22 protein-coding genes are annotated in these 21,258 nt (G+C 47.1%); 10 read left to right on the top strand and 12 right to left on the bottom strand.

Translation table 11 applies throughout. The features are described from left to right. The first annotated feature begins 26 nt into the window (after positions 1-26). The 3 genes from V202x_RS05425 to V202x_RS05415 all read left to right on the top strand — a co-directional run bounded on the left by V202x_RS05425 (position 27) and on the right by V202x_RS05415 (position 5,424). Complete coding sequence (locus V202x_RS05425) at positions 27-3,368, top strand: c-type cytochrome (RefSeq protein ID WP_145171935.1); 3,342 nt, start codon at positions 27-29, stop codon at positions 3,366-3,368. 81 nt (positions 3,369-3,449) lie between these two features. After that, complete coding sequence (locus V202x_RS05420) at positions 3,450-4,328, top strand: site-specific DNA-methyltransferase (protein ID WP_232098857.1); 879 nt, start codon at positions 3,450-3,452, stop codon at positions 4,326-4,328. 145 nt (positions 4,329-4,473) lie between these two features. Continuing rightward, positions 4,474-5,424, top strand: a complete 951-nt coding sequence (locus V202x_RS05415; protein ID WP_145171933.1) for a universal stress protein — start codon at positions 4,474-4,476, stop codon at positions 5,422-5,424. Positions 5,425-5,670: 246 nt separating this feature from the next. Here V202x_RS05415 and V202x_RS05410 read toward each other — a convergent pair whose 3' ends face one another. The 3 genes from V202x_RS05410 to V202x_RS05400 all read right to left on the bottom strand — a co-directional run bounded on the left by V202x_RS05410 (position 5,671) and on the right by V202x_RS05400 (position 7,492). Next, positions 5,671-6,555: an SDR family NAD(P)-dependent oxidoreductase gene (locus V202x_RS05410; protein WP_145171931.1), complete on the bottom strand. Its 885-nt coding sequence runs from the start codon at positions 6,553-6,555 to the stop codon at positions 5,671-5,673. Between the two features lie 104 nt (positions 6,556-6,659). Next, entirely contained in the window at positions 6,660-6,866 is a 207-nt protein-coding gene (locus V202x_RS05405; protein ID WP_144984783.1) for a hypothetical protein, read from the bottom strand. 101 nt (positions 6,867-6,967) lie between these two features. After that, the gene (locus V202x_RS05400; RefSeq protein WP_232098856.1) at positions 6,968-7,492 is read right to left on the bottom strand and encodes a DinB family protein; all 525 of its coding nucleotides are present in this window, start codon (positions 7,490-7,492) and stop codon (positions 6,968-6,970) included. Positions 7,493-7,704: 212 nt separating this feature from the next. On the opposite strand from V202x_RS05400, the gene V202x_RS05395 reads away from it, so the two are divergent. Then, a complete protein-coding gene (locus V202x_RS05395) occupies positions 7,705-8,856 on the top strand; it encodes an NPCBM/NEW2 domain-containing protein (protein WP_145171929.1) in 1,152 nt (383 codons plus the stop codon). Between the two features lie 47 nt (positions 8,857-8,903). Here the strand turns inward: V202x_RS05395 and V202x_RS05390 are convergent, their stop codons facing one another. Beyond that, positions 8,904-9,926 (bottom strand): class I fructose-bisphosphate aldolase, encoded by a 1,023-nt coding sequence (locus V202x_RS05390; RefSeq protein WP_145171927.1) that lies wholly within the window; start codon positions 9,924-9,926, stop codon positions 8,904-8,906. A gap of 390 nt (positions 9,927-10,316) precedes the next feature. Here V202x_RS05390 and V202x_RS05385 point away from each other — a divergent pair, with 390 nt between their 5' ends. Further along, entirely contained in the window at positions 10,317-10,712 is a 396-nt protein-coding gene (locus V202x_RS05385) for a DUF4345 family protein (RefSeq protein WP_145171925.1), read from the top strand. Here the strand turns inward: V202x_RS05385 and uvsE are convergent. The 3 genes from uvsE to V202x_RS05370 form a co-directional block, all read right to left on the bottom strand. Continuing rightward, positions 10,689-11,618 carry a UV DNA damage repair endonuclease UvsE gene (uvsE, locus tag V202x_RS05380; RefSeq protein WP_145171923.1) on the bottom strand — a complete coding sequence of 310 codons (930 nt, stop codon included), beginning with the start codon at positions 11,616-11,618 and terminating at the stop codon, positions 10,689-10,691. The two genes, V202x_RS05385 and uvsE, sit on opposite strands and share 24 nt — an antisense overlap. Positions 11,619-11,622: 4 nt before the next feature. Further along, positions 11,623-12,024 (bottom strand): TspO/MBR family protein, encoded by a 402-nt coding sequence (locus V202x_RS05375; protein ID WP_145171921.1) that lies wholly within the window; start codon positions 12,022-12,024, stop codon positions 11,623-11,625. A gap of 91 nt (positions 12,025-12,115) precedes the next feature. Next, on the bottom strand, positions 12,116-12,715 hold the full coding sequence (locus tag V202x_RS05370; protein WP_145171919.1) for a TetR/AcrR family transcriptional regulator: 600 nt from the start codon (positions 12,713-12,715) through the stop codon (positions 12,116-12,118). Positions 12,716-12,842: 127 nt separating this feature from the next. Here V202x_RS05370 and V202x_RS05365 point away from each other — a divergent pair, with 127 nt between their 5' ends. Together V202x_RS05365 and V202x_RS05360 are read left to right on the top strand one after the other, a co-directional pair. Further along, the gene (locus tag V202x_RS05365) at positions 12,843-13,511 is read left to right on the top strand and encodes a DUF1326 domain-containing protein (protein ID WP_145171917.1); all 669 of its coding nucleotides are present in this window, start codon (positions 12,843-12,845) and stop codon (positions 13,509-13,511) included. Further along, positions 13,508-14,860, top strand: coding sequence for a DUF2182 domain-containing protein (locus tag V202x_RS05360; protein ID WP_145171915.1), 1,353 nt, complete (start codon positions 13,508-13,510; stop codon positions 14,858-14,860). The genes V202x_RS05365 and V202x_RS05360 overlap by 4 nt, the downstream gene beginning before the upstream one ends. Before the next feature lie 151 nt (positions 14,861-15,011). Here V202x_RS05360 and V202x_RS05355 read toward each other — a convergent pair whose 3' ends face one another. Next, positions 15,012-15,368 (bottom strand): DsrE family protein, encoded by a 357-nt coding sequence (locus V202x_RS05355; protein WP_145171913.1) that lies wholly within the window; start codon positions 15,366-15,368, stop codon positions 15,012-15,014. A 65-nt stretch (positions 15,369-15,433) separates the two neighbouring features. Beyond that, positions 15,434-16,072, bottom strand: a complete 639-nt coding sequence (locus V202x_RS05350; protein WP_197993243.1) for a cytochrome P460 family protein — start codon at positions 16,070-16,072, stop codon at positions 15,434-15,436. Positions 16,073-16,256: 184 nt separating this feature from the next. Here V202x_RS05350 and V202x_RS27970 point away from each other — a divergent pair, with 184 nt between their 5' ends. Together V202x_RS27970 and V202x_RS05340 are read left to right on the top strand one after the other, a co-directional pair. Beyond that, on the top strand, positions 16,257-17,897 hold the full coding sequence (locus V202x_RS27970) for a sigma 54-interacting transcriptional regulator (RefSeq protein WP_197993242.1): 1,641 nt from the start codon (positions 16,257-16,259) through the stop codon (positions 17,895-17,897). Next, a complete protein-coding gene (locus tag V202x_RS05340) occupies positions 17,887-18,243 on the top strand; it encodes a DUF488 domain-containing protein (protein ID WP_145171911.1) in 357 nt (118 codons plus the stop codon). Before V202x_RS27970 ends, V202x_RS05340 begins: the two co-directional genes overlap by 11 nt. Before the next feature lie 37 nt (positions 18,244-18,280). On the opposite strand, the gene V202x_RS28090 is transcribed toward V202x_RS05340, so the two are convergent. From V202x_RS28090 to V202x_RS05325, 3 genes are all read right to left on the bottom strand, one after another. Beyond that, a complete protein-coding gene (locus V202x_RS28090) occupies positions 18,281-18,358 on the bottom strand; it encodes a hypothetical protein (RefSeq protein ID WP_409996678.1) in 78 nt (25 codons plus the stop codon). 242 nt (positions 18,359-18,600) lie between these two features. Then, positions 18,601-18,996 (bottom strand): DUF3365 domain-containing protein, encoded by a 396-nt coding sequence (locus V202x_RS05330; protein ID WP_409996673.1) that lies wholly within the window; start codon positions 18,994-18,996, stop codon positions 18,601-18,603. A gap of 458 nt (positions 18,997-19,454) precedes the next feature. Beyond that, entirely contained in the window at positions 19,455-20,204 is a 750-nt protein-coding gene (locus V202x_RS05325) for an SAM-dependent methyltransferase (RefSeq protein ID WP_145171905.1), read from the bottom strand. Positions 20,205-20,475: 271 nt separating this feature from the next. On the opposite strand from V202x_RS05325, the gene V202x_RS05320 reads away from it, so the two are divergent. Continuing rightward, complete coding sequence (locus V202x_RS05320; RefSeq protein ID WP_145171903.1) at positions 20,476-21,174, top strand: pirin family protein; 699 nt, start codon at positions 20,476-20,478, stop codon at positions 21,172-21,174. Positions 21,175-21,258 lie beyond the last annotated feature (84 nt).

Raw genomic sequence — 21,258 nt, 5'->3', positions numbered from 1 at the left:
TAGTTCAACACCAAGTATGAGGTACGATGCTTCGTTTCAATATTAAACGCTCTGAAAATCGAGGTTGGTTGCCGTTACTCTGTTTGCTGTTCATGGCAGGAATCACTGTTGTTCCCTGTTCGGCAGCTGAAGAGTTTTCCGGGCTGAAAGTTCCTGAAGGCTTTCGCGCGACGCTCTATGCCGACGACGATCTGGCCCACGACATCTATTCCATGACGATTGATTCTCTGGGGCGGGTTGTGGTTTCTGGGCCCGGCTATGTGCGCATTCTGATCGACGCGGATGAGGATGGCGTGGCCGAGTCTTTTCAGCAATATGCGGATGGCCCCAAGACCGGCGCACAAGGCATGTACTTCATCGGCAGAGATTTACTCTGTACGGGAGATGCCGGCCTGATTCGTTATCGAGATCAAAACGCAGATGACCGGGCAGATGGTAAGCCGGATGTGTTTTTGCAAACGAAAACCGGGGGCGAACATAACACGCATTCGATCCAACGAGGCCCGGATGGGTGGTGGTATTTACTATTGGGAAATACAGCAGGCATCAATGCGAGTTACATCACTCGCAAAACGTCTCCCGTTAAAAAACCTTACGCGGGAACTCTGATGCGGTTGAGCCCCGATCTCACAGCAGGCGAAGTCGTCGCTGATGGATTTCGCAATGCTTACGATTTTTCTTTCTCGCCCAATGGCGATGTTTTCACGTATGACAGTGATGGCGAGCGTGATGTTTCCCTTCCCTGGTATCGACCCACACGCGTGTTTCATGTTTTGCCTGGTTCCAATGCGGGTTGGCGCAGCCGTAGTTGGAAACGTCCTGATACCTTTCTGGACATGCCACCTGCGATTGCCGCCTTTCACCGCGGATCTCCTACAGGAGTCACCTGCTATCAACATTCAAAATTTCCAGACGCCTACCAGGGAGCGCTGTTCGTCGCCGACTGGACCTTTGGTCGAGTCCATGCGATTCCGTTACAGGATTTCCAGGGTACTTATGCGAGTGAACCGGTTGAGTTTATCACAGGGGTCGGGCAGTTTGGGTTTGCGCCGACTGATATTGCAATTGGATCGGATGGCGCGCTTTACGTGAGTGTCGGGGGACGCGGAACACGTGGCAGTGTTTTTCGTATTGAATATACAGGGCCCGTTGTCGCGCACAAACCAGATCTGAAGTCACAGTCATCTGCAGGAAATGAAAACGTACAATCAGACACAGCGACACAAATGCTCGATGCCTGTTTGTCGGCCCCTCAGCCATTAAGCAGTTGGTCACGCGCAAAGTGGCATCCGTTAGTGAAATCGTTGCAGCCTGAAGATTTTTATCGAGCTGCCTTAGATGAGAGTCGCCCGGTCATTCAACGCATCCGTGCGATTGAAATTGTGACGGAGCGGCTTGGTGGGTTTCCCAATCGGATCATTGAACAATTAATTCTGGTCAAATCAGAACGCGTGCGGGCACGACTCGCATGGTCATTGGGCTATCATAGTGATCCTGAGCAGAATGTTGAGTTTTTGAATGCTCTGTTAAAAGATGATGCTCCGCTCGTGGCGCGCTTCGCCTTAGAAGCCTTCCAGCGGTTAGGCGATCAGATTGATCAATCAAAATGTCTCTCAGGTTTACAAAAAAAATTGGGAGCCCCTCAACGTTATGTCAGGCAAGCAGCGGCCCGCGCTGCAGCAACTTTGAATGATGAGGCATTCAAAACGCTTTCGAGTGGTATTGCTGCATCCGAAGGAGCGGCACAAATTTCACTTGCTTATGCCAGTATGATGAAGCAGGGGGGCGTGGTGCCTCTCGCCGTTCGAACGGGAATCCGTGTTTTTGAGGGAGACTATCAAACCGATCTCAGGCTCGAAGCGCTCAGGTTAATTCAATTAGGGCTCGGTGATTTAGGCCCCCCGACGAAGATGGCCGCAGTCTTTGATGGATACGCGAATGGAGCTGATCTCTCCGAGTATGAACGTCATCTTGACCCGATTCGTATCCGTCTGATGCAGGCTTTTCCGAGTAGTCATGAAGTGCTGGATCACGAGTTAGCCCGTGTTCTGGCGATGCTCGCACCTTACAATCCCAAATTACTGGACCAGATACTTGCTAAGATTACCGAGGATTCAAGCCCCGTTTCTGATGTGCACTATTTGATCGTTGCCGCACGGATTCCCAGTGATCGCAGTAGGGCACAGTCCCAAAAAATTGCAAACGCGTTAGTGCAGATTGATGCAAAATTACTGCGCCTCAAACTCCCACAGGATACAAACTGGGACGACCGTTTTTTTGAACTCTATGCGCAACTTGTCAAAATCGATGCCGACCTGCCGCGACAAATCGTCGCGCAGCCCGGATTTGGATTGCCCGGTCATGTTCTGTTTCTGAGTGAGTTACCACCGCAGTTTTTGGAAAAAGCCATTGAAGCCTTTGAACGAAAAATTAAAGCAGATCCTGATTTTCACTGGAACAATGATGTGGTCTTTGTCTTTGGCGAGTCAAAAAAGCCGGAGCATCGGGAAATGATTCGCAAGCTATACGCGGAATTTGCACTTCAGGCAGCCGTGTTAGCAGTGCTTTCGGAAAACCCGGAAGAACAGGACCGCGATAAATTTGTAGCGGGGCTTGAGTCTTCTCAAATCGAACTATTGGAATCTTGTGTCTCCGCATTGGAAAAACTGGAGACAACTCAGAAACCGGAAGAAGTTGTTCGACTCTTTGCCACGTTACGAAGATTGGGCCGTGATCAGCGCGAGCAAAAACTGCAATCTCGAATTGTGCTGCTCTTAGAGAAATGGACGGGTCAACAATTGGGTTCGGCCACAGATGTTGCCGATCTCAAAAAGCAGCGCGCGTTGATACAAGCCTGGGAAAAATGGGTTTCAACAGAGCATCCTGAAGTCTTTGCCACACTCTTGAAACAAGGCGGCCCTGAAGCGGAAAAACTCAACAAGCTGTTGGAAACCATCGATTGGGATCTGGGCGATAAAGCACGCGGAGAAGCATTGTTCCGGAAACGGGCCTGTGTGCAATGCCATGGCAATCGGAGCGCACTGGGACCGGCATTAACGGGAGCCGCGAAACGATTTTCCCGCAAAGATCTGTTTACCGCAATCGTGTCACCGAATCAGGATGTTTCACCCCGCTATCAGACAACTGTTGTCGGTACCGTTGATGGCAAAGTTTATACAGGGTTGGTCGTTTACCGTTCTGTAGATGGACTGACACTGAGAAACTCAAATAATCAAACCACGCGTATCGAAGCGGCGGAAATTGATTTTGAAAGCAAGAAAAATACATCACTGATGCCCTCGGGACTTTTAAAAGATCTTTCCCCCCAAGATCTCGCTGACTTAAACGCCTATTTACAAAGTCTGTAACGAATCTTTTTTGTATGATGCAAATAATAATGTTCAAGCGTTATTCAGGGTTTTCCATCTGAGCAGGAGGCTTTCCAACGCGTGTCGAGTTCTGAAGAATCACCAGTCAGAAAAAAACGAACCCGCACAATGCCCAAGCCCTATAACGCATTGGGAGGGAAGAAGTGGATTCAAAATTCGATCAGTGTCTGGAGTGACATTCGCAAGTCGACGGAAGAAGCGCGGCTGAAACATCCAGCGATCTTTCCGGAGATGCTCGTTGAGCGATTAATCGAAACGTTCCTGCCGCTTGAGGGAGAAGTGATTCTCGACCCCTTTGCCGGTTCGGGCAGTACCATCGTGACAGCGGAAAAAATGGGTAAAACGGGGCTTGGAATCGAACTGTCTGAAGAATTTGCGGCGCTGGCGAATCAGCGTATTCAAGAAGTTGTCCACTCAACTGACGAAGCGGAAGACTCTGGTCCAGATATAGAGAAGTTAGAATTTAAGTCGCGTGTGCATCATGGCTCAGCATTGAATTTGTCTGAGATGGTCTCGCCGGAAAGCGTCGATTTGTGTATTACTTCGCCCCCTTATTGGAACGTTTTGAATCAACGTCGATCAGCCGATCATAAAACGGTTCGGCATTATGGCAATCACGAGCAGGATCTGGGCGTCGTGGAAGATTATGCAGAATTCTTGGACGAACTAAAGGAGGTTTTCGGACAGGTTTTAACGGCCCTGCGTCCGGGGGGATATTGCTGTGTGGTTGTCATGGATTTAAGAAAGAAAAGTCAGTTTTTTCCTTTTCATAGTGATTTAGCAACCAGACTGCAACAGATCGGTTTTATTTATGATGATTTGATTATCTGGAATCGTCAATCGGAATATAATAATTTGAGACCGCTAGGATTTCCTTCTGTCTTTCGTGTCAATAAAGTTCACGAATTTATTTTGTTAATGCAAAAGAGAAAAGGTTAGGTTGGAAATCGAAGGTTACACTCGGTATAACTCACTTTTCAGATTTGGAAATCTTCCAGGATCTGCTAGGAACACGTAATCAATTATGTCATAATAGTAGTATGAAGCCTAAGCATTGCTGATTCACTAATGAGAGAGTAGACCCATGCAACACATCAATTCAATCTTAGTTGGCGTAGACTTGACCCACGCTGATCGACTAGTCGCTTCCGACTTAAACGCACAAACTGCAGAAGCGGTCGAACGTGCCCTTTGGCTGGCTGATCTGGTCAATGCCAAACTGGAATTTATTGCTGCGATTGATTTGTCTGCCCATACCAAACATTTACTGGAAGAAGATCGAAATCATTTTTCCAAAAATGTAGAAGATGAAGCTCTGGAAGTGATGATGGGGCTCATCGAACAAGCAAAAGCTAAAGGGATTGAAAGTTCAGCGAAAGTTGCCTTTGGTTCGCCCTGGCGTGAAATTATTCTTGAAGTCATCGAAGATAAACACGATCTGGTGCTGGTAGGAACCCGTCCCCATGGTTTTAAGGGACGGCTGTTTGGTGGAACAGTGATGAATTTGTTTCGTCAATGTCCCTGTCCGGTATATGCCGTCAAAATCGGGGAAGAGCCAGAAGTACCAGAAATTGCGGTTGCCAGCGATATGAGTGAAGTCAGCAGCGAGATTCTGAATTTCATTGTTTCGATGGCGCAAATTGCCGACATGAAGATTCATCTGGTACATGCGATTGATACGCAGCTCGAAGTTCGACTCAAAGGCCTGGGAGTCGGTGAAGAGACGCTCCAAAAATGTGCTGAAGATATCATGGAAGAGGTCAAGAATGAACTCAACGAACAATTAGCCCAAACCGATTTCCGCACATTGACGTACGGCGTGCAAGTGCATGTCCTCGAAGGCTCTCCCGAGGAAGCGATTCCCGAATTTATCAAAGAACACGATATCAATCTGCTTGCCATGGGCACGTTAGCTCGTTCAGGAATCAGCGGCTTCTTCATCGGCAACACCGCCGAACGCATGCTCGAAAAAGTCGACTGCTCTGTCGTCGCGTTCAAACCAGGAGACTTTGTTTCACCGGTGGTACCTGAATGATATAGAGTTGATTTCTGATTAGGGAGTCGATAGTTTGAAGCAATGAAAGCAGGCACTTTCATTTAGCTTTGAAGGTACTCCATGATCGAATTCAAATGCCCAAAATGTATCGAAATAAAGAAGTCTTCGATTCCATTTTCTAAAGAGGCATACGCATGTCTGATGCACTGGAACCACTTAGAAAATTGATGGGTCAATGCTAGCAGACGGAATCACTTCTGGGCCGATTTTTCCAAAGCGATTTAATCAGGCCGCTTTTGCACGAAGCTCAGAACTGTTAGTCTTATCTGCTTTTGACTTAGCAGACTGCTGAAGCTGCTCTGCTTTTTGCTTCATCTTTTTACGACGTCCGAAGCGATGTGCTAAATCCAATGACCAGGGAGCAAGGCGTTTCAGATAATACAACACATAAGCAACCCAACCCACCAGACATAACCCTTTGTCTTGATAGATGGCCTTGATTGTTTTTTGCGCGACCTGCTCTGGTGAAATACAAGCCCACCTTGGCGGTACTGGGGTTTTCTTGTCTTTACGGCCACAAGGAGCTGATTCAAAAAGCCGTGTAGAGACCGGCCCAGGACAAATTGCAGAAACTCCCAGCCCTTGCCGACTGTATTCTGCGCGCAGCGCTTCACTAAATCCCAATAGCCCAAATTTACTTACCTGATAAGCACTAAATCGTGAACCAGAAACGATTCCACAGATACTGGCGATATTGATGATATGCGCCTCGGGACGATTGATTAATGATGGTAGCAATTCACGCGTGATTTGAATCGGAGCCAAAAGATTGACCGCAAGTAACCAATCCCATTGGTCTGTGCTCATTGTGTGAGTAGGACCGTAAAAGGCAACACCTGCATTATTCACTAAAATGTCAATATAGCCCCATTCGTCAAGGACAGCTCTTATTACATTGGATATTTGTTGGGAGTCGGTCAAATCACAGTACCGGAATATGACCTGCCCCCCCAGGAGTGTGGCTGCACCAGCCGTGTCATTTAGTCCACTTTCATTGACGTCCAGTAAGAACAGATCCGCGCCTTCTGCTGCCAGTTGAAGAGCAAGTTCACGACCAATTCCTGATGCCGCACCTGTAATGAGTACCTTTTTCCCCCGAATATTACGCATCGCCTACTCTCTCGCCACGATAAAGATTAAGCCCGAGCGAGGAGTGTATGCTATCGAGGAAAATGGGTAAAGATGATTTCAAAATGCAAAGTTTATTCACCAGGTCACTCGTTCACGGTAGACCCATCTTCAATGACTTCCAGCAGCTGTTTCAAAACAAAATGCGGTTCCAGCCCCATTTGTCGACAGACATAATCAAGTGATTTTCCCGAACAAGATTGATCAATACCTAACGCTTCTAACACGCCTTGTACTTCGGGATATTCAAGCACCCATTCTACAACACTGGAATCAAGCCCAAGGTTCGCCATCGGAAACCATCCTTTAGAAAAGAAATTTGTCCCATATATGATAGCAGATAGCACATAGAATCAAATCGGAGAATGTTCGTTAGGACAAAAACAGGGGCGATTTATACATTCAATGCATTTCGTTTCTCACGAATAAATTTTATATGATGTGGAATATGATTGGTAATGCGACTTAACAAGTCCGTCAACGAGAGTGCTCCATCACGAGAATGGTTCCCTGTGCGCTGAAAATCATCTGGATCGATTGATTTCAGAATTCTACCCATGTGCTGCCGAACTGCAATCATTAGCTGAAATTCCTCTTCAAGATCACGTTGCTCATAGGCAAGTCGCTCGGCAAAAAGATCTGGATCACCGCCCATCAAGGGAGGATCTTCTTCAGCAATGACTCGTTTCATTCGATCTGCGTAAACCGGCTCAAAGTCAGCAATGTGACAGATAATCTGCCGGGTTGACCACTTCCCCGGAATCGGTGCGGCATCAATATCAGCAGCCGTCATGCCTGCAATCGCCTGACGTAATGTCTCTGGTCCGGCAAGGTATTCTTCGATACGTTCTGAAATACTCATCAGTTTTCCAATCATTTTATGAGGAGACGTGTTTGAATCAACTTTTGACAACATCATTGTATCATCGGCTCCTGATTACTGATATTCAACCATAAGAATCACTTATTAGAGCCTTGCAAACCGACATAAAATGCAAAAGAAAAGGTGGCCTCGTTTGATCCATTGACGAATGATTCTAGAATCTCAGTAAATCATTGGTTACGATGGGAGCATTACGATTACTGGTCCGCTGTGTAAGAATCTGTAAAGACTCTCAACTGGATAATCAAATGCGATATCTTATTCACAATATATTTTCACACAAACTCTTAGTCGTCGTACTGATGATCGTATTCTTGGGAACATCTTATGTTCGAGGCGCAGATCCCTCTTCTCAAAAGATTAACTTCACTGAACGTTATAAGGAACTTCTGCTCGAATCTCAAAAAGCACCAACGAAAGAATATATGAAAGAAGTGGCGTTTGATGCCATGGAGGCTTGTCAAACAGTGATCAAAGCCGGTGATTATGCCACTGCACTCAAGTTTGCCGCACTCGCTGTCAAAATCGCAAAATTATCTGGAAATAATCACGCCATTACCTCAGCGAACAGATTGAAGTTGCGTAGTTCGTTGCTGAATCGAGAATATCGCAAAGTAGAAAAAAATCACAAAAAACTAAAACAAGATGCGAATGACTCGAAATCGGCAACGATATATGGCAAATTTGTTGCACTGTATTTGAATCAGTGGAAAGAGGGGCTTTTCTGGCTCGCAAAAGGTGATGACACAGCATATCGAACTTTGGCTAAAAAAGAACTTTCTAACTTGAATGACGAAGCCACTACTCTGGCAATTGCCAACGGTTGGTTGCAACTGGCTGAAAACGAAAAAGGTCTGGCAAAACGAACATTGGAATTGCACGCATATGACTTATTTAGACGAGCCTGGAGTAGTTCGCTTGGAGCGGATCGAGCTCGAATCGATGCAATGATGAATAAGTTACCAATTCGTTATCTGAATGACATGTTAGAAACGGATGTAATAAAAGGCCCATTTCCCCTAGGAAAGAATGGTAGCCTTGGCGTAGGAAATGAAAAATTTACCGTCAATAACCTGGTGTTTCCCAACGGCCTTGGTTTGCATCCTCCGAGTAACGGTTCCGCAAGGGTGCGCTACAACCTGAATAGTCAATACAAAACCTTTGAGACTGGCGTTGCACTCATGGACGATACATACGTATTTCGTGGTACCATATATTTCTGGGTTGTCGGAGATGGCAAAGTACTCTGGAAATCGGCACCTATTCGCGGTCGTGGGGACGTACAATACTGCCGCGTTTCCGTTAAAAACGTCAAGACGTTGGAGCTACGGACTGAATCACCTGGTAAGGCCTTAGGAGCGCATGCTGTGTGGCTCGATCCACATATTTTGAAATACTAAAACCTCTGGCATCAATGCACCTCGCGAAGTGTTACTTGCTATCAAGCTCATGCCGCGTCTGTCTCAGCATTGTACTCGCCACGGCGTGCATCTCGGTTACATTTCGCGCGATGATATAATGCTTTCTGTGCCGCCTCGTCGTTGGCAGAATCGCCTCCCCAGATTCCCATCGCCGGTTGCTGGATCGCACGGGCAAAGGAAAACGATAACTCCCAGGGGACTTGTGATTTGAATTTGACATTCATGGCATTCAAACGTGCTGAAGCCAGTTCGCTCGATTGCCCACCCGATAAGAATGTCACTCCCGCAACCGCAGCAGGAACGGCTCGTAAGAAACAGGCCACCGTAGCATCGGCCACTTCATCCACCGAATTCTGATGCGAACAGGCTAAGCCTGGTAGCACCATATTTGGTTTCAGAATCATACCTTCTAACATTACGCGTTGTCTGTAAAGCTGCTGAAAAACCGTTCGTAGTGTTTCCTCAGTCACTTCGTAGCAACGTTCGAGAGTGTGGTTGCCGTCCATGAGCACTTCTGGTTCAACGATAGGAACCAGTCCGGCTTCCTGAGATAATGCAGCATATCTTCCTAATGCGTGTGCGTTAGCCTCAATACAACCGCGACTCGGAATGTCATCACCGATCGTAATGACCGCACGCCACTTGGCAAAACGGGCTCCCATCTGAACGTATTCGGCCAGGCGGTCGCGTAATCGATCCAGACCTTCCGTAATCTTCTCTCCCGGATGAGCGGCCATCTCCTTTGCCCCCGCATCGACTTTGATCCCGGGAATGATTCCCACATCGGTCAGGGCTTGCACAAAAGAAGAACCATCATTCCGCTTCTGCCGGATTGTCTCATCATACAGAATGGCTCCGCTGATGCTTTCGTTAAGGCCCGGTGTGTTCACAATCATTTCCCGGTAGATACGCCGGGTCTCTTCGTTCTGGGGGATGTCCAACTTAGCAAATCGTTTATCGCAGGTCGGGGTGCTCTCATCCATCGCCAGGAGTCCCTTGTCATCAGCGACCATCGCTTTTGCCGTGTCAATTAGCTGTTGTCTGTTCATTTCAGTTTGCTCCACTTACAGTTTCAGATAAACCACATTTCAACTTTTGGTCGAAATTTTTAGAACATCCCTCTCAAGTCATCAGCCAGGTAGAATCTAAAACTCCTTGATTAGTAGTAATGAATACCCTCTATTTCTAGAATACCCTACAGCCTTTTGAGCGAACAGGATCAATCAGTTAAAAGCTGATCTCTATCAGAAAGATTAATCTCGTCTGTGATGCGAGGCATATTACCGGACCCGTTCAGCTTGGACCAGATCGCAGAGTAAGTCATTGCCAATCAAATTGATGAGCCTACAATAAGAGAGTTCACACTAGTGGTTAGCTAATGAAGATGACTAACCATATTTTCGTGTAAACAAGTTCTCGCAAGGAATCATTTTAATAATATGGCGCGCACGTTCCTGGCTCTTGTTAGCTTCATTTACATCTTGCTGGCTGTCTGGTGCGCCTTCGCTCCTGATACGACTTCACAATCAGTTGGCTTCATCCTTAAACCAGGATCGGGACAATCAGAATTTCTAACGGTCTATGGAGGGCTGGAACTGGCACTCGGTATCGTCTTCCTGTGGCCACTCTTCCAGAAAGAAGTCACTCACTTTTCACTTTGTCTCTGCGCGATCGTTCACGGCTGTCTGGTTTTGTTTCGCACGCTTGGCTTTTTTGTGTTTACGGGATTCGAGTCGACGACCTATGCTCTGGCCGGGGGTGAATGGCTGATCTTTTTGATCAGTCTGACGCTTTGCACTATCACAAAACGCTCAACCAAGTCGTCGCTTGAGTGACCGTTTGAGCTTCAACACTGCTAGTTCTTTCGCCTTGGCTTCGACTTCGATAGTGAGTTCTTGTTTTTCCCAACAGTGGGGGACGTCTTTGATTGAAATAAAATCATGATGTCGTTGCGGTTTCGGTCCTTTCCAGCCTTCCAATGGACTGGAGATATGAAACAACGGTTCTCGGTTCCAGGTTGTCAGGGCTTCGTTAGTCGCCTCTTCAATAGAAAGCGTATCGGGTAGACAGCGGTGATGGTGCACATCATAGACGAGAGGAATCCCTGTCTCGCGGCATAAGGGTAACAAATCAGACGGAGTATAAGTCGTATCGTCGTTCTCAACAGTCAATCGACTTCGTACCCGCTTCGAGAGACGGCGCAGATTTTTGGCAAACTGTTTTAAGGCGCTTTGTTTATGACCATAGGCACCACCACCATGGATGTTGATCACATCAGCATTGACCCACTCTGCGACGTTCGCCTGATATTCGAGTTCTGCTATGGAACGCTCTACGACATCGGGACGCGGTGAATTGAGCACGACAAACTGATCAGGATGGAACGAGGTACGAAGATTATGTTCACGGGCGTACTTTCCGCACTGCTTGAATAGTGAGACAATCTCTTTCCCTTCGGGAAGGTCATTCGTCTCATAGCCACATTCGGGGTGAGTTTTCAGAGGCAATATCTGACTGTTGATTCGAAAGCAGCCAATATCGTGTGTTACGCAATATTTAAGTGCTGCCTGTAACGCAACTGCATTTTCTCTACACAAACGGGATAGTTTTTCCAGAGCCGCCGGGCGATCCATACTGCTGTTGGCTTTGACCGTTGTGTTACGAAACTGGATCGGTTCTTCAAGAAACTGACAACACAGCCCTAAGCGAAGCGAGTTTTGAGAGGTTGGCTTTTTCTTCAATGTGTCACGATCCCCGGTTCATCCAGAAAATACTGATTTGTAATACGGTCGCAACCGAAACCCACACAAAGTAAGGGACTTGCACTAAAGCAACCCAACGAAAGCCAGGCCAGATTACGATCATTATCCAAAGGATTGTAGACCAGACCAGGAGAATATCCAGTGTGGCCAGCAGCAGATTTTTCAAGCCAAATAACAGTGGAGTAAAACTCAAATTTGTTACCAGATTAATGGCAAACGGGACTGCCATTGATTTGGGCAGTTTTCCTTGCCAGATTTGTACAAACACATATCCAAACGAAATCGCAATGATGGGATAGAGTATCTGCCAGATCAGACTGATTGTGGAGGGAGCAGGAGTCCAGTCGGGCTTCAACAAACTTTGATACCAATCCATCCAGTTCATATGTCTGTACTCCATGATTTCCCGAAACGACCTGTATACTGAAATCGATTACCAGACACTGAGGTAACTCATGTGTTATTCTACCATCAGATTAACCTCTGAGGATCTCTGCAACGGAGGCTTTGATGAATGTTTCGGGCTTAAACTTTTTCTGTTTGGCGCGCGTCCGAATGGCCAGACTATGAAGCACCGCCGCTGCGAGTTGCGCCAGCTTCTTTGATTCACCCGATTTCAACTCGCCCTCATCTTGGGCTTGCTTAAATCGTTTTACAAACATCGTATCAATTTGATCCAGTGCATGGGCAAGGTCGGATTGGATCTCATCATCGTATGCTGCTGCTAACGTTGCCGTACAGATGACAGGGCACCCCCATGCGGTATCGCTGTCGGTAATGTATTCCGACAAAGCGGCTTTGTAGAAGTTGACCAGATCCTCTTCCAGACTCAATCCCGCAAAGAGATTTGCTTCTAGTTCGCCTAAAAAAGTTTGACTAAATTGATCCATGGATTTTCGATAGAGCGATTTCTTATCCCCGAATGCAGCATACAAACTCGGCCGATTCATTCCGGTTGCAGCGCTAAGCTCATCCAGGCTGGTTCCCGCAAACCCATGTTGCCAGAACACAGTGAGCGCTGCATTGAGTGCCGCTTCAGGATCATAGTTGCGGGGCCTTCCCCGTTTTTTATTCATAATTTTGTACCAATTCGCATATAAATATTGACGACTTCATATCCAATTGAATAATATGCGATTCAGTACATAAATGGCAAGGATTGTATAGACACATAAAGCAATCATCTTAAAGGAGAAGCGAAAGATGAACGACGACTCCCGGGAAAAAGAAACCATTCCCCATTGGCACATTGCCGGCGATTGGTTTGACATCTGCTCATGCAATGTGCCCTGCCCTTGCACTTTTGCCCAGCCCCCTACGGGCGGTGCCTGCGATGCCATCTTTGCATACAAAATACGGACAGGACATTTTGGTGAAGTAGATATGGCGGGCTTGAATGTCGTGATCATCGTCGCCTTTACAGGCGACGTGTGGAGTGGAGACAAAGTCGCTGCCGGCATATTCCTTGATGCCGCAGCCAACCTGGAACAGAGACAAGCTCTGGAGTTAATTTTTACAGGTCAGGTTGGAGGCTGGATGGGGCATTTTATCCCTTCAACTCTGGGCACACTCAGAGGTGTAGACTTTGCTGATATCACAGTGGCTGTAGATGATTCACTCGAACACTGGCGGGTTGAAATCCCTGAGGTGGTCTGTGCGAGTGGCGAAGCCCTGACCGGTCCTACTGCAGATCCTTCCCGGCGCGTACAATCATGGAATCCTCCCGGAAGTGAAGTCGGGCCGACTGAAGCTGCTGTCACCTGGGGGAAAAGCATCGACGGACACTGGCAGGCATTCGGGTTTTCCCAGGACATTCCCTCGGGACAGAACAGCAAACATATTCCCTTCGACTGGAGTGGACCCGACGCATGATGCGAACTGCCAGAATCACATTCCGTCGGTTCGTTGAAGCTTTGATTTCTGTTCCCAGGATTGATACGTCAACGGCGTTTTGTACGGGTATCATCGCACTGGGTATCGTCGGCTGGATCACGGCTTTAATAATGATGGGAGGCATGGATCGAGGTCCCGGTACACCACTCCATAATTTTCCGACATTCCTGATGGGCTGGATCATTATGCTCACTGCGATGATGCTGCCTTCGGAAATGATCTATGTCAAAATTTACATGACAATCCTGAAAGGAAAAATCACGCTGCAACAGGGAAAGTCTGGTTTGGCTATTCCCCTGATCTGTTTTCTTGCCGGTTATGGAATTGCCTGGATCCTATACGGAACTCTCGCATTCATTTTGGATGCGCTTATCAGAATGAGTGCATTTGAATTCATCAATTGGAACCAAGAAGGACCACGCATTGCTGGCTCTATCCTATTTCTCGCAGGTCTTTATCAAGTTTCCTCTCTGAAGTACGCCTGTTTGACGCATTGTCGTTCACCATTCAGCTTTTTTGCCCATCACTGGCGAATCGGAATTCTGGGTAGCCTGCAAATGGGAGTTTTGCATGGACTTATTTGCGTCGCTTGTTGTTGGGCTCTGATGGCCGTGATGTTTGCAGTCGGTGCCATGAACCTGGCCTGGATGGGCCTGCTCACATTGTTCATGTTTGCTGAGAAAATCTTCCCGTTTGGACAGAAGCTGACATTACCCATCGCGATTTTTCTGTGGGTGATGGGTGTCTGGATTGCAGTCACTCCTGAATCAGTTCCTTTTTTAAATAAACCCTTACAGCTTGATACTTCGAATCATGCTGATCGGTTCAAACAACATTCTGAGGAGTCATTCGACCATCCACTGCTGGGCCAGCCTGCTCCTGAGTTCATACTTCCGAATGTGGGTCAACAAGAAGTCTCACTCAGTGAACTTAACAAACGCGGACCTGTCGTCATTGTGTTCTACTATGGTTATTATTGCAGTCATTGTGTCTCTCAGCTCTTTGGCTTAAATGAGAGGCTCCAAAAATTCAATGAACTACAAGCAACCGTAGTCGCGATCAGTGCAGATACTCCTCAGCAAACAAAGATAAAGTTTGCCAAGTATGGCGGGTTCGACTTCCCCGTCCTATCTGATAGAGAGAACCGCATCGCAACGAAGTACAAAATTTATCAGCCGGCAACGGCCTCCCGCGTCGAGGATCAGCAACACGGGTTATTTGTGGTTGATCAAAACGGTCAAGTTGTCTGGGCATACCATGGTGAGACCCCTTTCATGGATCATCAAACTTTACTTGAGGTATTAAAATCTCTGGATCAAGCTCAGTAATCAGCAGTGAGAGTCACTCAAAGTCTAATATGGGATCATCTCACGTCGAATCAAATAAGACGTCGACACGAATCCAGGGATCATGTTTGACATAAAAAAATCGGACAACGAAGTGCCATTCTTCGTTGTCCGATCATGCATCAACTAACGATCAGAATGTCAGAACGTGATATCCATCCTGAATGAGCTGACGAAAACTCATGTTTGTACCGTATTCTTCCAGCAAATTAACGCCCGCTGATTGTACGGAATCATCGACACCAAAGGCGCCCGCGCAGAAGCTGCACGCCCCTGTGATCTGATCTTTCAATTCATTGAACACAGAGTGCAACTTGTGTTCTGGCTTAGTAAGCTCACCAACCCATTTGGTACCAGCGCCGGTAAAAGCAACCTTGACATGGTCGCCCCCTTCCTTGAATTCCTTGGCAGCAGTCAGTGCATTCACGACTCGACCGAGGCCTTCACTTCCTTCAGTGTCTGTGAGAATCACAATCGCGATATTTGACATGTTTCAATTCCTTAAAAAAGATTAATTGTGTTGTTTGAATCTATAAGTAAATTTTTCAGCTCAGTCTATTTTGCCACGACTTTCGCCTTAGCAACCCGTAGAACAGGATAGGTATCTGTGAAGACATAGTCTTCTTCGGCCCCCGAATGACAGGAGTTGCATGATTCTGTTTTCATCCGCGCACCGGTCGGGTTGTAGTGAGGTGCTTCACCGAAACGGAAGAAAGCCCAGCCACCCGGTTCCTCTTCAAAGCGTTTCGTATCTTTCACCATCGCTTCCAGACTGACGAAGTCACCTTGAAAGTAACCGTTGCCACTCGGCATTGCCTTACCACCGACAGAAACAAGTTCCTTGAGAATCACAGTACCATTGGGAAACGTACCCGTCTTCTTGTATTCCGCAAAGCTCATGGGATCGATATAAACGTTGTGAAATTCCGGGAAGGCAGCCTTGCCGTTGTTCATGTCATTAGGCGTAACGGGCGCCCCAATAAAGACCCACTCCCTGTGATCTTTAGGGCGAATCAGTGCCCCCTGATCGTTGTACTCAGCTCCTTTATTCATCATCGGTGCTGTTGACTGATTGGCTGCGTGTGCTGTTGTCGTTGGTTCGACAGCAGTTCCACAGCCTGAAAGTAATGTGAGCGATAGTGTGGTCGCTCCCACCAACACCAGGCCCAGGCCGGACTGCTTTAAGTTCTTCATGTGTGACTCCCCTCATGTGGATGACTTTGTTCTGCTTGAACCCCTCTGGTTCAATTGGTATGGAGATCGCAAATGCAATCTCTATGCCACGAAACTGTCAAGTCGACTATTAAACAAGCAAGACATTGATATAAAACAACATACAAACATTTGAACTTGCCATCACAAATAGGAAAGGTATGATATGTCGTACTCAAATACGAAATACCGTGATTCCATGTCTCGTAATCTCAGTCAGGAGAGTCCGTTGAAACAGAATGCAGAAGCAGAGTCTGCTAACACCAGTGAACCCGCCGTTGATGGCACTCTCCTCTCCATCGTGCAGGGAACCGCATCAGAACGAGGCGAGCATTTTTTTGAATCGCTCGTTCAATACCTGGCAGTTTCCTTGAAGGTCAAAGCGGCCTTCGTTGCTGAGTTCAATGCGGAACGCACGGCCGTTCAGACGTTGGCCGTCTGGGTCGGAGGGCACCTCGAAGAAAACTTCCAATTTGAATTGGAAGGGACTCCCTGCCAACATGTGCTCTCAGGAGGGATTCAGCATTTCCCCGATAATATCCGGGAACTGTTTCCCAAAAACAATCTTCTGAAAAGCTTAAACGCACGCAGCTACCTTGCCATTCCTTTAACAGATGATGCAGGTGTGGTGGTCGGTCATCTGGCTGTGATTGATGATCACTCCATGGAAGCGGACGAGCGAGAGCTCTCCATTTTTCATATTTTTGCTGCTCGGGCAACCGCAGAACTGATTCGACGTCAAGCAGAACAACAGCTGGATGACAGCCTGCGTCGGGAACATCGCCTGCGCGACGAGCGACAGCGGATTGAAGCTGAAGTCGCCTATCTTCGGGAAGAACTTCGCTCCCGATCCGACTTTGCCGAAATCGTGGGTGAAAGTGATGGAATCTGGAAAGTATTACGCAACATCGACATGGTGGCTCCCACCGACAGTACAGTCTTGATTCTAGGCGAAACCGGTACTGGAAAGGAACTCGTTGCCAGAGCAATTCATAAAAACAGTAAACGGCACAATGGCGCGTTCGTTCGTGTGAACTGTGCGGCACTCCCGGAATCCCTTCTGGAAAGCGAACTCTTTGGACATGAACATGGTGCTTTCACGGGTGCCACTCAACAACGCACGGGTCGTTTCGAACTCGCTGATGGGGGCACGATCTTTCTGGACGAAATTGGTGAGATGCCATTACCTGCACAATCACGCTTGCTGCGCGTGCTGCAAGAACAGGAACTAGAACGCGTAGGAAGCAGTCAGACGATTCGGATTGATGTCAGAGTCCTGGCTGCCACCAATCGCAACCTGCTGGATATGGTTGAAGAGGGAACGTTTCGAGAAGACCTCTACTACCGACTGAATGTCTTCCCTGTTCCTATCCCGCCGCTTCGTGAGCGATTGGAAGACATTCCCACTCTGGTACGATTTTTCCTGACGAAACTGGGATCGCGGCTGGGTAAGAAAATTGATCAGGTCCCGGAATCGGTCTTTTCCATGCTCCGAGATTACGCATGGCCGGGAAATATTCGAGAGCTGGAGAATATCATCGAACGCGCCATGATTCTGACACCCGGCGATACGCTATTACTGCCTGCGGGCGTGATCCCGGTACGTCGAAAGAAAGAACAACGTTCTACCCAACTTCTGCCGCTCGAAGAAATCGAACGCAACCATATTCAAACCGTTCTGAATCACACACAAGGGACGATTGCCGGCCCCAAAGGTGCTGCCAAGATCCTGGGGCTCAATCCGAATACACTGCGAAGCCGGATGGAAAAACTCGGAATCACCGTGGAGCGATCAAATGGCAACTGAATTCCAAATCAAACGCATTTACGATGAACCAGACGACAACGATGGTTATCGCATTCTCATAGACCGCCTCTGGCCCCGTGGCATCACAAAAGCTAAGGCAAAAATTGACCTGTGGCCAAAAGATTTTACGCCTTCGACTGATTTACGGAAATGGTTCCATGCTAATTCGAGTCTATACGATGAATTCGTCGTCAGATATCTGCAAGAACTGGAAGAGCAGCGAGCTGAAATCGAACAGACTATTGAATCGATCGCTCAGCCCACGATAACACTGGTCACTTCCGTCAAAGAACCGGAACAGAGCCATGCCGTTGTCTTACAGCAATTTTTGATTAATCTAAGTTAGAATGTGTGTTCCTTGTATCGCATTTCTCGCACACATTTTAACAACTGCTTCGCGATGAAGCTGTCCAGTCCGGGGTAACGTAACTGCTGTGCCCCCAGACCGAACCGAATTCCATCCCCCCAGCGATTGCCAGGCATTCTGACATGCGGAAATTTCGCTGGGAGCAATCACGACTTGACCGCCAGTTGTGATCATTCTTTCCAGAACCGACGGCATTGCCTGACAGATGTGGGTTCCGATTTACTTCAGAGTCAAAATGAAACTTCAATGACACAGGCAAATGCAATCCAGAGATTGTTCACAACGGTCAAGCAATTATCATAAGAAAATTGATTTTCAGTGTAATCTTGAAAACAATTACTCAATGGGCAAAGTGTAAACCACCGCGCCAATCGGGGCGCCCTCTTTGACGTTTGCATAATGCGGATGGCACATCACACACTTTTTCAAAACAACGGGTACGGGTGTCATCGCGCGAAGATAAGGCTTGCCGTCTTTATCAACAATTTGTTCAACATAGCCCTTACCCGCTTTTAACTGCTTCGCCCCTTGTTTTTCGAAATCGTCCTGAGCTACGTTGTCTGATTCGTAAGGCTCTCCCGTCAAATCGATCAAACGGGCTTTATGCCAACCCTTTTTCTCGACCGCACCGAAGAGAGCAATGGCTGCACTCCCGGCTGGGAAATCGTCTTCATCATTCACATATTTGTCAGTAATCAATACGACGGCCGTTTTATAAATGTCATCGAGCATCTTCACTTGCTTTCGAGTGCGCTCAACAGCCGCCTTTGGTGGCCCGGCTTGTTTTTTATCCTTTGGTGCCTCTGCCGAAACAAAAACACTAGTTGCCACTACAGAAAGAATCACTACAGTGCTGAGCGCTATTCCAACTTTTAACATCGATTTTTTTCCTTTCAGGAGATAGTACGGTTCTCAATTCCATACAAACAAAATTAGATAATATTATCCAATTTTGATAAGACTATAATATATCCATAAAATAGATGTCAATATCCAATAAGGAGACTTAAAAAAATTTTTAAACCTTAATTGCAGGAGAAACTACCACGCTGGAATAGAATGTTATCACTTAGAACTGAATCTGCTTGCACAACCAGAAAAGAGGGTACAAAACCAATCGAGATAAGAACTTAAGTAAGGAGACACTATCATATTCGTGATTCATAAAGCAGCAGACCGAAGCTGAAGTTTCATGTTGGAACCGATTCCAGTTCATTGCTAGTTTTAAACAGATAAATGCCATAACCGAGTGTATCTCGACCCCACTCAAGATAAGCGTCCATCCACTTTCGCCTCTGGTTTCGCTTTTGGACAACACCGGCGTTCTCCGGATCTGCAAGGGCTTTTCGTTCGATAACCCGTTGGTAAGTCCATTCGAAATCATCCCATTCTTCTTTGCTGCTGGTCCAGGCTGCAAACGGAATCAATCCCAGCATTTTGCCCGTGGCAACATTTGCAGCATGAGTCATCTCGTCAGGAGTACTGTCCCCCAAATATTTTCGATACTCCTGCGAAGCCGGTTGCCGCATGTATCCTTCAGCAATCAATAGAAAGCCTCCGGGGACGACCATGGGAAGCATCTGAGAAAGCGCGTTTTGATAAGCATCTTTTCCCAGTCCGAAAGCGTGTGAGGCTCCCATACAGATCACGAGATCATATAACTCCGGCGCAATTTGAAATGATTGTGCGTCAGATACTGTAAATGTAAGGCTTGATGGGCGAACTCGCCCTTTGGCACGTTTGTTTGCCTCTGCGATATGATCCGACGATGTGTCGATCCCAACTCCCGTGATCTGATACCGTTCGGCAAGCCGAATCAAGATCTCACCTGCCCCGCAGCCTACATCGAGTACTCTTTGGTGGGGTTCGAGTTGCAAAGAATTGATGTACTTCCCCATTTTATTTTCGCTGATGGGGTCGTTCCAGAGTAGTTCGATCATTGAATCGTTCCTGTGATAGCGGGACAAATTCGAGTGTCATACGTTAGCTCATGTTGCGAATCACTATGGCATATTTCTCTGACAGTTCTGCGAGTTTTAAGTTCGTAATGTTTGTTAGAACACTGCAGTCCAACAAAGGATTAAGAATCCCTTATCGAGTTACTAGTAAATAAATTAGTTGACATATAAATTATTTATATATAATATAATTGCATGCCTGGAAATGATGACTCAATTTTGTTCCAGAGTGAACCTAAAAAAGGAACCTACGATGATCAAAGTTCGCAAAGCGGCAGAACGAGGCCACGCCAATCATGGCTGGCTCAAGACATATCACACGTTTTCGTTTTCTACCTATCGAGATCCAGAGCACATGGGATTTCGTTCGCTCCGCGTCATGAATGAAGACTGGGTGCAGCAAGGGCAAGGTTTTGGAACGCACCCGCATCATGATATGGAAATTGTAACTTACGTGCTGGAAGGGGCATTAGAACATAAGGATTCGATGGGAAACGGCGAGATATTGCGGGCGGGCGAATTCCAGCGGATGTCTGCTGGTACCGGTATCACGCATAGTGAATTCAATCCGTCTGAAACGGATCCCGTGCACCTGTATCAGATCTGGATCCTACCACAGAGTAAAGGCATCGAACCCAGCTACGAACAGAAACGATTTCCAGACAATGAAATGCACAACCAATTGCGACTTGTCGCTTCACCAGAAGCAGCCGAGGGATCGTTACACATTCATCAGGATACACGAATCTTTCTCTCACAAATCGATGAGCAAGCAAAAGTAATTCACGAACTGGAGCAAGGCCGCCATGCCTGGTTACAGGTCTTACGAGGCACAGTCTTACTCAATGGTGAGAACCTCGAAACAAGCGACGGTGCTGCCGTGAGTGAAGAAAGTATACTCATAATTCAAGCGACCAAAGATGCTGAGATCATGCTGTTTGATCTGGCATAAGCCAACTTTCAAGTTTTACATTTGAATCTCAAATGCTTTGCTTTATGATTGAATTACATTTTCTATGTTCCCAGCAAGAAGGTT

It is taken from the genome of Gimesia aquarii (genome assembly GCF_007748175.1).
Taxonomy (GTDB): domain Bacteria; phylum Planctomycetota; class Planctomycetia; order Planctomycetales; family Planctomycetaceae; genus Gimesia; species Gimesia aquarii_A.
Note: the sequence above shows the minus strand (reverse complement) of the source record. Positions and strands in the feature narration are given on the sequence as shown.